This window comes from uncultured Algibacter sp. (assembly GCF_963976535.1).
GTDB lineage: Bacteria > Bacteroidota > Bacteroidia > Flavobacteriales > Flavobacteriaceae > Algibacter_B.
Genome location: NZ_CAXBLF010000016.1, coordinates 39,963 through 57,446 on the forward strand (window position 1 = coordinate 39,963; position 17,484 = coordinate 57,446).

15 protein-coding genes are annotated in these 17,484 nt (G+C 29.1%); 14 read left to right on the plus strand and 1 reads right to left on the minus strand.

Features of this window, described 5'->3' with window-relative positions; all coding sequences use genetic code 11:
• Window positions 1–78: 78 nt before the first annotated feature.
• The 13 genes from AAC024_RS06705 (at window position 79) to AAC024_RS06765 (ending at window position 16,030) form a co-directional block, all read left to right on the plus strand.
• Window positions 79–2,520 carry a PAS domain S-box protein gene (locus AAC024_RS06705; RefSeq protein ID WP_339894511.1) on the plus strand — a complete coding sequence of 814 codons (2,442 nt, stop codon included), beginning with the start codon at window positions 79–81 and terminating at the stop codon, window positions 2,518–2,520.
• Window positions 2,521–2,562: 42 nt separating this feature from the next.
• Window positions 2,563–4,713, plus strand: coding sequence for an ATP-binding protein (locus AAC024_RS06710; RefSeq protein WP_339894513.1), 2,151 nt, complete (start codon window positions 2,563–2,565; stop codon window positions 4,711–4,713).
• Window positions 4,714–4,790: 77 nt separating this feature from the next.
• Window positions 4,791–5,165 carry a response regulator gene (locus AAC024_RS06715; protein WP_339894515.1) on the plus strand — a complete coding sequence of 125 codons (375 nt, stop codon included), beginning with the start codon at window positions 4,791–4,793 and terminating at the stop codon, window positions 5,163–5,165.
• A gap of 11 nt (window positions 5,166–5,176) precedes the next feature.
• Window positions 5,177–7,957, plus strand: coding sequence for a sigma 54-interacting transcriptional regulator (locus AAC024_RS06720; protein ID WP_339894516.1), 2,781 nt, complete (start codon window positions 5,177–5,179; stop codon window positions 7,955–7,957).
• Between the two features lie 190 nt (window positions 7,958–8,147).
• Window positions 8,148–8,561: a hypothetical protein gene (locus AAC024_RS06725; RefSeq protein ID WP_339894518.1), complete on the plus strand. Its 414-nt coding sequence runs from the start codon at window positions 8,148–8,150 to the stop codon at window positions 8,559–8,561.
• Between the two features lie 166 nt (window positions 8,562–8,727).
• Window positions 8,728–8,985: a hypothetical protein gene (locus AAC024_RS06730; protein ID WP_339894519.1), complete on the plus strand. Its 258-nt coding sequence runs from the start codon at window positions 8,728–8,730 to the stop codon at window positions 8,983–8,985.
• Window positions 8,972–9,397 (plus strand): PAS domain-containing protein, encoded by a 426-nt coding sequence (locus AAC024_RS06735; protein ID WP_339894520.1) that lies wholly within the window; start codon window positions 8,972–8,974, stop codon window positions 9,395–9,397. The genes AAC024_RS06730 and AAC024_RS06735 overlap by 14 nt, the downstream gene beginning before the upstream one ends.
• A gap of 138 nt (window positions 9,398–9,535) precedes the next feature.
• Complete coding sequence (locus tag AAC024_RS06740) at window positions 9,536–10,759, plus strand: PAS domain S-box protein (protein WP_339894521.1); 1,224 nt, start codon at window positions 9,536–9,538, stop codon at window positions 10,757–10,759.
• Between the two features lie 294 nt (window positions 10,760–11,053).
• The gene (locus AAC024_RS06745; protein WP_339894522.1) at window positions 11,054–11,650 is read left to right on the plus strand and encodes a hypothetical protein; all 597 of its coding nucleotides are present in this window, start codon (window positions 11,054–11,056) and stop codon (window positions 11,648–11,650) included.
• A gap of 211 nt (window positions 11,651–11,861) precedes the next feature.
• Window positions 11,862–12,866 (plus strand): LacI family DNA-binding transcriptional regulator, encoded by a 1,005-nt coding sequence (locus AAC024_RS06750; protein ID WP_339894523.1) that lies wholly within the window; start codon window positions 11,862–11,864, stop codon window positions 12,864–12,866.
• 366 nt (window positions 12,867–13,232) lie between these two features.
• The gene (locus AAC024_RS06755) at window positions 13,233–13,379 is read left to right on the plus strand and encodes a hypothetical protein (protein WP_339894524.1); all 147 of its coding nucleotides are present in this window, start codon (window positions 13,233–13,235) and stop codon (window positions 13,377–13,379) included.
• Between the two features lie 188 nt (window positions 13,380–13,567).
• Window positions 13,568–15,346, plus strand: coding sequence for a sensor histidine kinase (locus AAC024_RS06760; RefSeq protein ID WP_339894525.1), 1,779 nt, complete (start codon window positions 13,568–13,570; stop codon window positions 15,344–15,346).
• Between the two features lie 9 nt (window positions 15,347–15,355).
• On the plus strand, window positions 15,356–16,030 hold the full coding sequence (locus AAC024_RS06765) for a response regulator (protein ID WP_339894526.1): 675 nt from the start codon (window positions 15,356–15,358) through the stop codon (window positions 16,028–16,030).
• Window positions 16,031–16,413: 383 nt separating this feature from the next.
• Here the strand turns inward: AAC024_RS06765 and AAC024_RS06770 are convergent, their stop codons facing one another.
• The gene (locus tag AAC024_RS06770) at window positions 16,414–16,911 is read right to left on the minus strand and encodes a DUF456 domain-containing protein (RefSeq protein ID WP_339894527.1); all 498 of its coding nucleotides are present in this window, start codon (window positions 16,909–16,911) and stop codon (window positions 16,414–16,416) included.
• A 361-nt stretch (window positions 16,912–17,272) separates the two neighbouring features.
• Between AAC024_RS06770 and AAC024_RS06775 the strand changes: the two genes are divergently transcribed.
• On the plus strand, window positions 17,273–17,484 hold a 212-nt coding region (locus tag AAC024_RS06775; protein WP_339894528.1), incomplete at its 3' end, for a BlaI/MecI/CopY family transcriptional regulator.

Below are 17,484 nucleotides of genomic sequence, written 5' to 3' on the forward strand. Positions count from 1 at the left end.
TAATAGATTTTATTTAATTATGATTTCGAATAATAGTAAGAACTCAACAAGGGAAGTAAATACAGAAATAAATATTGTATGAACATTTACACCATTATAATTACGGAGTTTTTACTTATATCTTCGTGTATACTTCTATTATTTAAATTAAGAGCTAGACTTGGTTTAGCACCACTTTATATTCTATTGGGAGCAGTTCAATATCTGCAAGCTAATTTAGGTAGTTCACTAAGTTTTAATTTTTTTGATGAATATGTGATTTATCCTGGATCCATTATTTTATTTAGTGGAATACTATTTGCTGTGTTATTAATTTATATAAAAGAAGGTGTAGCTAGTGCTAGGACTCTTATTATTGGTATAGTTTTTTCAAATATTATCATGTCCTTGATGTTTGAAATTACTTATTTACAGCAAATTATTGATAGCCAAATTAATAATACATCGTTAAATTCTGAATCTATTTTTAATATAAATTTTAATTATTTATTTAGTGGAACGGTTATATTATTTATTGATTTTTTGTTACTAGTTATTCTATATCAATATTTAATTTTAAAATTTAAAAAACTTCCTTTTTTTTTAATTCTATTAATATCTCTATGGTCAATTTTAATTTTTGATGCAGTAGCTTTTAATATTGCAATATTTTATGGAACTCCATTATTTAAAACCTCATTATTAAGTCATCTTTTAGGTAAATCTATTGCGGCTATCATATATTCAATAATACTCTATTTGTATGTAAAATATTTGGATAACGATAATGAAACAACAACTTTTATTGCCAACCAAGAACGAGATATTTTTTCAATAATAAAGTATAGAAAAAAATATGAAGATCTTAAGATCCAAAAAAAGATAGATGAGAAAAAATTAACATCTCAAATAGAAATAACCTTAAACAATATTTCGGATGGTTTTGTTTCTTTAGATACCAATTGGTGCTATACTTATGTAAACAAAAAAGCGGGTGAGTTTTTAGGAAGAACACCAAGCAGTTTAATAGGAAAACATATTTGGACTGAATTTCCTGAAGGCGTTGGGTTGCCATTTTATATGGCTTATTATAAAGCCGTTGAAACACAACAAACGCAATATTTTCAAGAGTATTTTGAGCCCTTTGGTAAATGGTTTGATAATAGAGTTTATCCTTCCTCCAAAGGGTTAACTATTTATTTCACAGATATAACCGAACAGAAAAAGGCAGAAAAACTCTTAATTGAAAGTAAAGATTATCTTGATAACATTATTAATAATATTGGTGACCCCGTATTTGTAAAAGATGATCAAAGTCGTTTGCTCGTTGTAAATGATGCTTTTTGTAAAATGTTCGGTCTTTCAAGAGCAGATATAATAGGTAAAACATTAGCTGAAGATGTGACTCCTGAAGAAAGGGAGAGTTTTTTAAGTATTGATAAGCAGGTTATATCTAATGGAATTGAGAGTGTTAGTAAAGAAAGTCTTACAGTCAGAGATAATGAAATACGAATAATTTCTACTAAAAAAACTAGGTATGTTGATGAAAAAGGTGTGAAGTTTTTAATTGGAGTAATTAGAGATATTACAGATCAGAAAAAATCAGAAAAGGAAATTCTTGCCCTTGGAAATCGAAATACACTCATAATTGAAACGTTACTTGATGGATTTATATTAGCTGATGCTACTGGAAAAATTTTGGATGCAAATCCTTCTTATGTTAATATGATAGGTTATACACTAGAGGAGTTGCTAACAATGAATATAAATCAGTTAGAATCAGCCTTGAATCAAAAACAGATAGATGAAAGGATAAATGAAATGGTGAGTAAGGGGTTTGCAAGATTTGAGTCGAATCACAAGAAAAAGAATGGAGAAATAATTAATTTAGATGTTAACACTTTTACAATGCAGGTAAATGAACAATTCGTTGTTGCGGCATTTGTGAAAGATATTACAGAAGGTAAAAAAGCAGAAAAAGCATTAAAAGAAAGTGAAGAAAAATTTTCTAAAGCTTTTGAATCTAATCTTATTGGAAAAGCCATACTTGATAAAGAAAAAAAGATTATTGAAGTAAACGAAGCGTTGGCTAACATGGTTGGATTTAAAAGAGAAAACATGTTAGGGAACACAGCGGAAGAAATAGGATTATTCAATTTTGATAGTCAAAAAAACCTGGAAAATGAAGAAAAGTTATGGAGTCAATTTAGAAAAAATGGTTATGCTTCAAATATTGAATTAGAATACCTTATGCAATCTGGAAGACAACTTTTTATATTAATCTCTTTAGAAGCACTTCAGCTAAATAATGAAGGTCATGTTTTGATTACTATTCAAGATATAACTGAAAAGAAAGATGTTGAAGAAGAATTAGAACAGCACAGAAACAATCTTGAAGAATTAGTTGAAATAAGAACTGAAGAGGTTAATTCGAAAAATATGGAATTAGAACGAATGAATAAAATATTTATTGGAAGAGAATTAAAAATGAAAGAACTTAAGAGTATTATTAAGGAATTGCAAAAAAAAAATGATAAATAAATTAACTATTAAAATATTGAGCCCATTTAATTTTGCTTTACTATGAAAAGTAATACTTTATATCTGTATTTAAAAAAACCTTTTGTAGCTGGTTTCATAACTTTTATAATACTCCTTTTTATTGCTCAATATATTGCTTATCAGCAGTATTTAATAAATAAAAATGAGCAAAAGAAAGAAATAACTAATGAGGTAAATTTAGTTAAAGAAAAACTGCAAGCTTTAGTGATGTATAACTATTCTGCAACAAAATCACTGGCATACATAATAGAGCGAAATGGAATACCTCCTGATTTTGAAAGCATAGCAATTGATTTATTAGAGCGCCATGACTATTTTGATGCGGTGGAGTTAGTTGATAGCAATGGTGTAATTACACACGTTTACCCACAAAAGGATAACGAAGTAATTGGATTTAATATTATGTCAAGTAATGTGGCTAGTAGAGGCGCCCTTACTACTATAAAAAGAAAAGATTTTTTTATCGCGGGGCCAGTTAATCTAAAACAGGGTGGCGTTGGTATGATTAGTAGACAGCCAATCTTTATAGATGACAAATTCGCAGGATTTTCTGCCGTTGTTATTAAACTATCCACTTTCTTTAATGACTTAAATATAAACTATGAAAATGATAGCCGTTTTGATTATCAGATATCGAGGGTTAATAAAAAAACGGGTAAGGAAGATTTTTTTTTAGAAAACGATATGTCGTCTTTTGAAGAATTTGCTGTTCCTATAGAAATGTCTTTTGGTGAATGGAGACTGTATGTAGTGCCTAAACATAATACAATAAAGTCAGTAATATGGTTTGTAGTAATTGGATTTATGATAGCAATAGTTGGTGGTTGGATTGTTTGGTTATTAAACGGACAATCGGAGCGATACAGTAATTTAATTAGTGTTAAATTAACAAAACAAGAATCAGAATTAAAATCAATACATGAAATCACAAGAGATCGTATTAAAAAAAGTGAATCAAATTTAAAAAGAGCACAACATATAGCAAGCCTTGGGAGTTGGGAGCTGGATATCGAGATGAATAAATTAACTTGGTCAGCAGAAATGTTTAGAATATTCGAAAAAGACTCGAAAAAATTTGAGGTCACTCAGCAGAGGTTCTATGATGCCATACATCCAGACGATAGGAGTTTAGTAATCAAATTAATTACGGATTCAATAATGAACAAAAAGCCTTATCAAATAACATATCGCTTATTGTTTGATAAAAACCGCATAAAATATGTGGATGAACATTGTGAAATATTTTATGATGAAAATCAAATTCCTAAAAAGTTTTTTGGCACATTACAAGATGTTACAGTTAGAATTGTTAACGAAAAAGAATTGTTAAATTATAAAAACAACTTGGAGAATTTGGTGAGTTTGAGAACCGAAGAACTTAACGATAGTAAAGAAGCTTTATTAAATCTTTTAGAAGATATAAATTACCAATCTATTGAATTAGAAAAAGAAAAGATAAAAGCGCAATCGGCCGATTTAATGAAGTCTGCATTTTTGGCTACCATGTCACATGAGTTAAGAACACCCATGAACTCTATAATTGGTTTTACAGGTATATTATCAAAAGAATTGGCAGGACCATTAAACGAGGAACAAAAAAAACAACTAGCCATGGTTAAAAATAGTGGTGAGCATTTATTAGGTTTAATTAATGATATTCTGGATATTTCTAAAATAGAAGCTGGTAAATTAAAAGTGTCTTTTTACCCTTTTGATTATTTAACATCTTTAGAAAAAACAATTGCCTTTTTATTACCACAAGCTTCAGCTAAAGGACTGAAAATGATTACTGAAATTACCGAAATGCATATAACGCTTATAAGTGATGAAAGACGGGTAGAGCAAATTCTATTAAATTTACTTTCAAATGCTATTAAATTTTCGACAAAGGGGACTATACTCATAAAAGTTGGCGTTAAAGATAATTTGCTTATAACTCAGATAATAGACCAAGGAATTGGAATAAGTAATGATGATATTATTAAATTATTTATGCCTTTTATTCAAATTGAAGGAGGGCTTAGTAGAAATCATGAAGGCACTGGTTTAGGACTAGCAATTTGTAAAAATTTAATTGAAAAATTAGGAGGAACCATTCAGGTAGAAAGTCAATTAGGAATTGGGAGCAATTTCACTTTCAAGTTACCTTTAGAAAACGCCAAGAATAAATAATGTGATTTTCAAATAAAGAATTTATAAAAGTAATATTTTTGAGAACATCACCTATTAATTAATATATGACAAATAACATGAAGCCATCTATTTTGATAATTGAAGATAACGAGCAAAATATGTATATGTTAACGTATTTACTTGAAAAAAGTAATTATAAGGTAATTATAGCTTATAATGGCATTGATGGATTAAAGTTAGCACACGAAAACCATCCTGAAATTATTTTGATAGATATTCAATTACCCGATATGGATGGCTATGAAATATGTGCCAAATTAAGACATAATGGTTTGCCAAAAAATACCACTATTATTGCGGTTACATCATATGCCATGGGAGGAGATAAGGAAAAAGCCATTGAAGCTGGAGCGGATGGGTATATAGAAAAACCTATTAATCCCGACACTTTTGTAAATCAAATGGAAAGCATTCATGTTGCTAAAAATTAGAATTAATTAGGATGAAAACTATATTAATAGTAGATGACATATTTGAAAACCTTTACATACTTAGGGTAATACTTGAGAGAGCTAATTTTATAGTTGTTGAAGCGAAGGATGGTAAGGATGCGCTTGAAAAATTACATAAAAACAGTGTAGATCTTATTATTTCGGATATTTTAATGCCTGTAATGGATGGCTATATGTTTTGTCAAGCATGTAAAAAAGATGAATTATTTAAAAACATTCCATTTGTTTTTTACACCTCTACATACACTGAAAAATCTGATGAAGATTTTGCTTTAAAACTTGGTGCGGCTCATTTTTTAATAAAACCTACGGATTCAGACAAAATATTACAACTAATTCAAAATTTATTAACATTAGTTAAATCACCCGTAAAGCCCAAAGAAAACGCACAATTTACTGAAAAAGAAGTTTTAAAACTTTATAGTAAGCGCCTTATAAGTAAGTTGGAACAAAAAAATTTAGATTTAGAAAAAGAAATATTTGAGCGCGAGAAAATTGAGCAAAAACTAATTAATGAAAATGCCGTATTAGATTTAATAGCTAATAATACACCAATAAAAAAGGTGTTTGATCATATAATAATTAATTGCGAATCACTACACCCAGAATTTTTTGGATCCATTAGTTTGTTACAAGAAGATGGTATTCATTTAGATCTTATTTCAGCGCCAAATATACCCAAACCATACAATTTAGCAGTTAATCGAGTCAAGATAGGTGAAAATGTAGGTTCTTGTGGTACAGCAGCGTTTATTAAAAAACCAGTAATTGTTTCAGATATAAGTACAGATTTGCTATGGGTAGAATATAAAGATATTGCATTAAAACACAATTTAAAATCGTGTTGGTCTGTTCCAATACTTTCAGAAGAAAACAATGTTTTAGGTACCTTCGCAATTTATAGTAAAGCTATTAAAACACCATCTTTAGAAGATATTCGAGAATTAAATTCTGCTGTGAGTTTAGCAAAAATAGCCATTGTGAAATTCAATATAATGGCTGAAGTTAAAAAAAGAGATGAATCCTATAAATCTTTAGTTAATCAAGCTAGTGATGCTATTCTTACTTATTCATTTGATGGCACCATACATGCTCTAAATAAAGCGACCTACGATATATTAGGATATACTAAAAATGAATTTTTAAAATTAAAATTTCAAGATGTAATTGTAGGTGATATTATTGAAAGCCCAGAGATACATAAAAAAATACTTAATAGAAAATCTGTAATTTTTGAAAGACAGTTAATTTGTAAAAATGAAACTTTAATAGAAGCAGAAATCTCGGCAAGATTACAAAAGGATGGTAAAATACTTGCGATAGTGCGTGATATTACGGAGCGCCGAAAAGCTGAATTAGAATTAAAAAGAGCTAAAGAGTTTTCAGAAAGTTTAATTAATTCTATGCAGAGTGGACTTTCGGTAATTGATTCAGATAGTAAGCATATTCATGTAAACCCAGCATTATGTGAAATGACGGGATATTCTAAAAAAGAATTATTAGGAATTTCACCACCTTTCCCTTATTGGCCGGAAGAATATTATGATGAAATAAATGAGATTGTTGAAAAAACATTATTAGGGATATACAAGGGCGGAGAAACGGTTTTTAAACGTAAAAATGGCGAGCGTTTTCCAGTAGAAGTAACTATTTCAAGAGTTAAAAATGAAGAGGGCGCTGATGTTGCATTTTTCGCATCCATAGATGATATTTCTGTAAAAGTTAAGGCAAGAGAAGAATTAAATAAAACCCTGAGAGAAGTAAGTGATTTAAAAAGTCAATTAGAGCAAGAAAATATATATCTACGGAATGAATTGGATTTAGTTTTTAACTATGAGGAGATGGTTTATGGGAGTGAAGCATTCAGTAATGTTTTAACAGAAGTAGAAAAAGTAGCGCCAACAAACGCTACAGTATTATTGTTAGGAGAATCTGGTACAGGGAAAGAATTATTAGCTAGAGCAATTCATAATATTGGATTACGAAATAATAAACCATTAATTAAAGTTAATTGTTCGGCCATACCAAGAGAGCTTTTAGAGAGTGAATTATTTGGGCATAAAAAAGGGTCATTTACAGGTGCTGTAAATGATAAAATTGGAAAGTTTGAATTAGCAGATGGAGGCACCCTGTTTTTAGATGAAATTGGCGAACTGCCTTTAGATATGCAGCCAAAAATATTAAGGTTTTTACAGGAAGGTGAAATTGAAGTTGTTGGTGGTACTGATTTAAAAAAATTAGATGTTAGAGTCATCGCAGCAACAAATAGAAATCTTAAAGAGGAGATAGAGAAAAAACAATTTAGAGAAGATTTATATTTTAGACTAAATGTGTTTCCAATAGAAATCCCTCCCTTAAGAAAACGTAAAGATGATATTCCTTTATTAATAGAGCATTTTTTAAATAAGTTTAATAAAGCGTATGGGAAGAATATTAAATATATATCTGATGATTCAATGAATCAACTAAAGGCTTATCATTGGCCAGGAAACATTCGAGAGTTAGAAAATTTAATTGAAAGGTCTTCAATATTATCTACTAGTGAGACGCTGTTAATCCCTGGTTTTGAATCTAAAAATCAAAAATCAATATTGCCAATTAATAGTAAGAACTTATCGTTTGACCTGGCACAACGAAACCACATTATTCAGGTGTTGGAGCAATGTAATTGGAGAATTAGTGGCCCTAACGGTGCAGCAATACTGCTAGATTTAAAACTAAGTACATTACGGGATAAAATGGCTAAACTTAACATAGCCAAACCACAATAAAATAACGGTATTCCGTTAATTGCATATTATTTGTTGTTTTAATAACGATATGCCGTTATTTTTTGTGACGTACGTTTAATACAAATATTAACGTAATATATTGAAAATCATTTAATTAAAACATTTCAATTAGTCCTTTATACATTTTGGCACATCAATTGTCATTCAGTTTTTAAATTGAATAACAATTATGGGCAATAAAATAAAATGTAGAAAAGCTAAATTTTGGCTTGAAGATGAAATTCTTTTTTGCGAATTTAATTCTAAAAAATGCAAAAATGAATTTAATGAGGATTTTATAGAAGATTATTTAGAAGCTATTGCCACATTATCTGATGGTAAATATTTCCCTTTACTTATAGATCTCAGACAGTTAAATAGCAAATACACATTTTCAGTAGTAAAAACTCTGGCTAAAAATTCAGATCTTAAATCAGCAATACTATCAAAGTCCTTTGTGATAAAGTCTTTTTTTATACAATTTAAACTCATTGTAATGAAAATAATTCAAGACCCCATAATTCCTAATAAAGTATTTAGGAGTTATCAAAAGGCAGTTAAATATTCCCTTGAAACCAACTATATTTTTAACACATACTACTAATATGACTAGAAAGAATGAGACAATACAATTGGAACGAACCAAGTTTTGGGTTGATAACGGGATTTTGTTTTGTGAAATTTTGAACCTCGACCCCGCTCGCAATTTAAACGAAGATACAGTCGAGAGTTATATACAGACCGTCTCTAAATTGTGTAACGGCAAAAAAATGCCTTTTCTTATAGATTTAAGAAATACGCATGGCGCTTTTTTAAGTACAGCTGCCAAAAAATTAGCAAATAGCTCCGAGCTTTCTAAATTGGGTTTAGCAGAGGTTTTTGTAGTCAATTCTTTGAAAATAGAGTTATTAATTATTTCATATAAAAGAATTTACGAACCAATTATCCCTTTTAAAATATTCAAGAATTATAATGAAGCATTAACATTTTCTATTAATACCAAAAACTCAGCTAATGGAAGTATTTAAATATTTTAAGTGGCGTATAAACCCCGATTTGTCCATTTTACAATTTATAGAAAGTAATGTGGCCATTTCGGTATCAGATAATCTAGGTCGCATAATATATACTAATAATCGATTTTGTAGTAAAATGGAGAGTAAGGAAAATGAACTTTTGGGTGTTGTAAATAGTATATTCTTATCTAAAATTCATAAAGCCCCTTTTTATAAAAATTTATGGAAAACTTTAGAAACTGGTTGCTTATGGAAAGGTGTTTTAAATTACAAAACAAAATCAGAAAAAATAATTTGTTTTGAAACTACCATTGTGCCATTAAAGGATAATAAAGGTATAGTAGAAAGTTATGTGTTTATGTATCTAGATGCTTGTGAGTCCAAGTTAGATTGTCATCAAACAAGCTATACACAATATTCATAAAATAGTTGTTTCAGAAGATAAATTATTGAGAAAGTAAATTATAAGCTTGATGGACAATTGATGACATGCCCCAAATTCGATTTTAAACAATATTAATACATATGGTGATTATTGTTTTGAATCAAAACCAAAAATGTTATGAAATTAATTAAACAACAAACCTGGAGAGAAAATCCAGAAAATATACTAGAAGAATTTTTAGAAAATCATACAAGTATTTCTATAGTAGATAAGTTAGGGAGAATTATTTATGCAAATAATAAGTTTTCTGAGTTAATTGAAATCCCCCATAAAAGAATTTCGGGAGAATTAAATTCAATTTTAAAATCAGAGCGACATGCTAATCCTATTTATAAGGACTTGTGGACTGTTATTAAAAGCGGGCAAATTTGGAAAGGAATACTCTCAGATTATACAAGTTCGGGTAAATTATATAAGTTAGACACAACAATAATTCCAGGAAGAAATGGTAAAGGAGAAATAGATAAGTTTGTTGCTTTTTATGTTAATGTGAAGCCAAAATATGATGCTCACTTAACGAATGTGGATAGTGAAATTCCGGCTAAAACTTATTATAATGGTATTTCAAATTCAGTGATTACAATTAATGTTTTTTCTGAGATTACAAATTCAAATAGAGGATTTGGAAAATTGAATGAGATAGAAGTTTTAGGATGTAGTTTGTATAGTTTTATTAGCCCTATTTTTCATAACATGGTTAAGAAAATCATTAAGAATGTTTTTAATGACGCCAAACCAAACCAATTTGAAACTATTGGTCCTAATTCAGAAGGCGTAAATGCCATTTTCGTATCGCAAATTGGTCCTGTACTTAATGCTAAAGGTATTGTTGTTTCTGCTACAATTTCTACTCAAGAAATGAAAGATGTTAGTGAGGTTAAACAAGAATTAATTGAGAATGAAGCAAAGTATCATACTATTTTTCAATCGATGAAAGTTGGTATTATTGTAGTTGTAGACGACGAAGGGAAAATTACAGAATGGAATAAAGGTGCGGAACTTGCTTTTGGTTATACTGAACGAGAAATAAAGGGAGAGTATTTGACAAAGTTAATTACAAGTAAGGATAGAAAAACGGGCATAATTGGATTGTTGAATGCAGTAAGAAACCTTCAAGACTTTAAAACAAATGATACTGTTGAAATGAAAGGTTTAAAAAAAAACGGTATAGAATTCCCCTTAGAGTTCGCCATAAGTAAGTGGAAAAATGGAGGCTCAAATTTTTATTGCGCCATGATGCTAGATATTACTAAACGAAAAAAATTAGAAGATAATTTAAAACGTAAAACAAAAGAATTAGAATTGTTTATGTATAGAACTGCACATGATCTTAATTCTTAATATGCCATTAAAAGTCAAGCTCCTAAATAAAACCACAATTAATTATAAACCATATCTAAGGCAGTATGATCATGAGGAAAACGATATTAACTTAGATAATATTAAGAAATGCCCCTAACAAAATTTACTATTAATTAGCTTAGTACATGACAAAAATTGATAATATATCGGATGTCAATCTGAGCGCAGTCGAAGACATTGGAAATATCGTATTCAAAAGCATTTCGACTGCGCTCAATGTGACACTTTTATATTTTTGTCATGTACTAAAATTAATTAGCTAAATTTTTAAGTATGATGAAAAAGTATATTATATGGAATGCTCTAATTTTCTTTAACTTTATTTGTTGTTATTCACAAATTGTTAATGATGGAATTTTACATATTTCAGATTCAACAATTGTATATTTTGAAAATGAGTACACTAATAAAAGCAAAGGAGTACTGAGCAACCACGGAAACCTGTATTTAAATAATAATTTTGCTAATTATGGCACAATAGCACCGTCCTCAGGCACAACTTATTTTAAATGCATTATAAATCCAGAAATTAATGCCGCAGCTGTAAATTTATTTAAAATTTCCTCTCCTCAAAATAATAGATTAACATATTTAGGCAAAAAAACAAGAGTGTTTCAAATTAATGCTGCATTATCTCAAAATGATAGTTTGGAATATTATACTTTTTTTATAAGTAAAAATGGTGTAACAACTATAACAGAAACAAACACTTTAATGCCGGTAAAAAACACGTTAGACAAATCAAATAATTATATCTCATGTTCTGTTGAGTTAGCTCTAAATGAGTATATAGAGATCTGGGCATACGGGCAAATTGATTCCGGTATTAAATCAATAACCGTAAGTACATTAAAAATTAGTTTGAATTAATTAATAGCAATTTTTTTAAGTAAAACTAATTTAAAGCATCCCTTGTTCAATAAGTAAGAAGGGGTGTTTTTTTACATGATGTGGTTTTTGCAATGATGCATATCCCTTTTTGTTTTAATAGTTTATTATTACAAGAGAAGAAAAAAAATAATTCGCAGTTACAAAGAGTTATTTTGTAAATTGCCTAGATTTAAAATTATTAATTTCTAGAATGGTTACTTTAAAACAATTAGCAAAAGAATTAAACGTTTCAATATCAACAGTTTCTAAAGCATTAAACAATAGCGAAGAAATTGGAGAAGATACGGTACGACGAGTTAAAGAACTTGCGAAATTATATAATTACAGACCCAATAAAGTAGCCTTAAGTTTAAAAAATAATAAAACACGAACCATTGGTGTTATTATACCTAATATTCTAAATCGGTTTTTGGCAAAAGTTCTTTTTGGTATTGAAAGTGAAGCTACAAAACAAGGCTATAATATAATAACTTGTATCTCAAACGAATCTTTAGAAAAGGAAAAGGAAAGTTTGCAATTATTGGCAAATGGAAGTGTTGATGGTTTCATATTATCAGTTGCTGAAGAATCTCAAATTAATAATGAAGTTGAACACTTTAAAGAAACAATTAAACAAGGGCTACCCATTGTTATGTTCGATAGAGTTGCACATGATGTTTTATGCGATAAGGTAATTGTTGATGATTTTGATGCGACCTACAATGCAACTAAAAACTTAATTGATGAAGGAAGAAAGCATATCGCTTTTATTAGTAATATAAACGATATGAGTGTTGGTAAGCTAAGAGAACGTGGTTATAATAAAGCCATTATAGAAAATGGGAATCTTGAACCTTTAGTTTTAAAAATAAAGAAGAAAGATGACCATCAAAAAAAAATAAAATCGCTGTTTAAAAAGCACAAAACTATTGATGCGATTGTTGCTGCTGATAGTTCTTCGGGTATTATAGCCTTAAATACTGCGGTGAGTATTGGTTTAAAAGTGCCAAAAGATATATCGGTAATAGCATTTGCTAGCAAATCGGATTCAAACCATACCCTTCCTAAACTAACAACTATTAGGCAACACGCTAAAGCTATAGGTGCACATGCCGCTGAGTTACTTATTAAAAGAATACAGAATACTGGCCAAGAAGAAGATGTTAAAACCAAAATAGTAAAAACGAGCTTAGTTAAAAACAAATCCACATTGTAATCCAACACATACAGAATTAACTTGTTTTGCATTTCGTCGATAAAAAAAAGTGCATTTCGTCGAATATTTTACATTTCGTCGAAAAAAGTGATGCTACATATTACTTCTTAACATACTTTAGCACTCCTTAGTTGAGCGACCCATTATATTCCCTAAGTTCAGTTAAGAAGAATTAATCCACTCTGACTTTTTTAAGTCATTTCCCTCATTAAAAATTTTATAGAGTCGTTCTGCATTTATTTTGTATTCGATTTTAAGTTAATTATCCATTTTTCCCTTGAGCCAAGATTTTGTTTTTCAAAGTCTTAGTGACCATTTTTATTTATAAAAATCAAGAAAACTGTATAACCTTAAATCCGAATTAATATGAAAACCTTAAAAATTACTTTATTAGTAGCATTATTTTTTGCATCCATTACATCTTGTACAAAACAAGATTTAAATGAAGGTGATATTCAGACAGCTTCAGACACCGAGAAAACTTTGTTTACTGGTGGTGGAGTTAACGAATAAATAATATCTAATTTTTTTATAAAAGGCTCTTTGTATAATATGCAAAGAGCCTTTTTATTTGTATAAATTAAAAAATTATAAATACATTTGAGGAAATAGTTAATACTTTCCTTTAATTGAAACTTATATTTCTTTACATATTCTTGTTATTATTTAATACTATATCTGAATCACAACAGAAAAGTAGTTTGAAAAAAGTTGATTCTATTCAAAAGTATGAATTGAATACTAATATTACTGATTCATCAACAATTGCTAATGCACATTACAAGATTGGAGAATTATATAGGTATAGTGTTTTAGGTAATTTAGGTGATAGTGCTTATTACCATTATCATAAAGCTGAAAAAATATATAAAAAATTACATAATGACTATAAATTAGCATTGACTCTTTATGGAATAGCTGTTATTCAGAAAGATGAAAAAGATTTCACGGGAAGTGAAGTCAACTCAGTTGAAGCTATTGCGTTATTAGATAAACTAAATCAATCAAACAATGTAATACGGTATAAATCTTTTTTGTACAATAATTTAGGGCTATTATTTGACCAATTAGAATTATATAATGAATCTATTTCATATCATAAGAAATCTCTAGATTTAAAAGGAGAACTCAAAGGCGATACTAAATCGACCATTGATAATTCTAAAAATAATTTAGCATTATCTTATAAAAACTCAGGACAGTATAAATTAGCATTAGATTATTATAGCCAAGTTTTAAGAAATAAAAACTTAATTAATGAACGACCTTCTTTTTATGCATTAGTGTTGGATAATTATGCGCATACTTTGTATTTGTCAAAAAGCGAAGATGAGTTACCTGAATTATATATAAAAGCATTAAAAATATGTGACAGCCTTGGCGATAGTGCAGCAAGTTATAATTCAATTATTATTAATCAGCATTTAGCTGAATATTATAATGGGCACAATAAAAAAGATTCAGCATTGTTTTATGCGTATAGGGCTAAAAATATTTCTGAACAATATCATAATGATGATTTATTAGAATCACTTTTATTACTTTCTAAAGTTGAAGAAGGTAACGTAGCTGTAAAATATTTAAAAGATTACATAAAACTTAATGACAGTTTACAAAAAGCAGAAAGAACTATAAGAAATAAATTTGCAAGAATTAAATATGAAACAAATCAATTAGAGCAAGAAAATATTAAAATTTCAAAAGAACGTTTGTGGCTTTTAATAATATCTATGGTTGTTATTTTGGCTTCATTTCTATTGTATCTGGTAATTTCTCAGAGGAATAAGAATAAAGAACTACAATTTATTCAAAAACAACAAGAGACTAACGAGGAGATTTATAACCTCATGTTATCGCAAAATGAAGGTATTGAAGAGGCAAGAGCGCAAGAAAAGAAACGAATTTCTGAAGAACTACATGATGGTGTTTTAGGACGGTTATTTGGAACTCGGTTAAGTTTAGACAGCTTAAATATGAATAATAGCGCAGAGGCTATAAAAACAAGAAGCCAATACATTGACAGACTTAAAACTATAGAAGAAGATATTAGAAAAGTATCACATAAATTGAATACTGATTTTGTTTCAGGTTCTGGATTTATAGATATCATAAAAACGTTAGTCCAAACACAAGCTTGGGCATATCATTTAAAATATAAACTTGATCATGATGATGCAATACATTGGTATGAAGTTTCAAACAAAAAGAAGATACATATCTATAGAATCATTCAAGAAGCACTTCATAATATATATAAACATGCTAATGCAAGTAAAGTGACTATTAGTTTTAAACTAAAAAATAATGTAATTTGCTTAATCATCTCAGATGATGGTTCTGGTTTCGATGTCAATAAAGCTAAATCAGGCATTGGTTTAAAAAACATGAATTCTAGAATAAAAGAAATAAACGGAACTATAAACATAACTTCAGAAAAAGATGTTGGAACTAAAGTAACCATAGAAGCACCAATACCCTAACGACAAATTATGATTGAAAATATAAAAATACTTATGATTGATGACCACCCAATGATTATTGAGGGGTATCAAAATACATTGCTATTCACAAAGAAAGATAACCAAGAATTAGAAATTGATATTGCTAATAATTGTGATGAAGCTGTAGCATTAATGGATAAGTCTGTCCAAGAAGAAATGCCTTATGATGTGCTGTTTGTCGATATTAGCTTACCGCCTTCATCGGATGGTTCAATGAGTTCTGGAGAAGATTTAGCAGAATATGCTCGAAAGATTTTACCAAGTGCTAAAATTATTATTTTAACCATGTTTAATGAATCTTTTAGAATTCATAATATTATCAAAACCATAGACCCTGAAGGTTTTATGATTAAAAGTGACTTAACATCTAGTGAATTAGCAAGTGCTTTTCAGGCAGTACTTAATAATCCGCCTTTTTATAGTGGCACTGTAAATAGCCATATTAGAAAAGCCATAACAAGTGATATTGTTATAGATGATAAGAATAGAAAAATTCTTCACTTATTATCTCAAGGTGTTAAAACAAAAAATTTAGCGACTCACTTAGATATTTCTTTAAGTGCTGTTGAAAAAAGAAAAAAGCATCTCAGAGATATTTTTGAAGTACACGACGGACAAGACGAAACTTTACTTAACGAGGCTAGAATAAAAGGATTTGTATAGCTAAAATATTACATAAATAAAAAAAAGGTGATTTTATTAATAAAATTACCTTTTTTTTATGCGCTTGAAACCTATGCTACTGTTGAATACTACTATTACCCCGTAAAGGTGTTACGGGTTTCCCGCAGTTTGAAAACAATGGTTCTAAGTATATTTGTTTATCAACACTTCAAAAATTAATTAATCCCTCAATTTTTTTGTTGATAATAGCAATTTACATAAACCCTATGGATGTGAGAGACCCATAGGGTTTCTTCTTTTTAAATTGAAAAATAATTCCTCGATATTTTAAGAGAGGTATCTGTTGAAATTGTCATTCCCATGAAATCGTAGATTCACGAATACAGATTTATTCAAATATTGAGCTATAAGTAAGATGGGAATTAAAATAGAGCAACTCTATAATCCCATAAAATACCAATGTAAAGACCAAGGTAGATTATAGCAACTACAAACTTTATAAAGGTTGATGTTAAAAAACCAATAAAAGATCCAAAAGCGGCTTTTGTAGCTGTTTTTGTGTCACTTTTGTTTATAAGCTCTCCTATTAAAGCACCTAAAAAAGGGCCAATAATAATACCACCAGGAATAGGAGCAATCAACCCAACAATAAGTCCAATAGTTGTACCAATCATTCCGTATTTAGTACCTCCAAAACGTTTTGTGCCTATGGCTGGAATAATATAATCAAGTAGCCAAATAAATATAGCGATGGCAAAAGTTATAATTAAAAACGATTTGTCCATGGGTATCGCATCGGTAAAATGAACAACTAAAAGCCCAATCCAACTAGTAAGCGGTCCTGGTAAAATAGGTATGAAACTGCCAATAATGCCTAAAAACAGGATTAGTGCAGCAATGATAATTAAAATGATATCCATAAAAATGTTTAAGTTTTACCAATTTAACTATAAAATGCCGTACAGAAAACGAAGTTGCTTTTTTGTTCTATGACGCTGTGATCGATTTGCATAACCAAGTTACGGAAATTGTGAACAAGAAAATAGAACAAAAAATGAACAAGTTTGAATGCGATATTTTATAGTTAAATTGGTAATGTATACTAACTTAGACTAAAAATCATGCCAAATGTTACATTTTTAAACTAAGTAATTAGTTTAAACTAAATATTTAGTTATATTAGCAAAGTGAAATATTTCACTTTGCTATGCTGAACTTGTTTCAGTATCTCAATAAAAAACAGAAATAGTATCAAAAGATACTGAAATAAATTCAGCAAAAATGAAGCAACTTACCAAAGCAGAAGAAGACATAATGCAGATACTTTGGCAATTAAAAAAAGCCAATGTAAAAGCCATAATAGAAGAGTTTCCCGAGCCAAAACCTGCTTACAATACCGTATCTACAATTGTTAGAATTTTAGAAAATAAAGGCTTTGTTGATTATAAAAAAGAAGGGAAAGGACATGTTTATTTTCCGTTAATGGAAAAGCA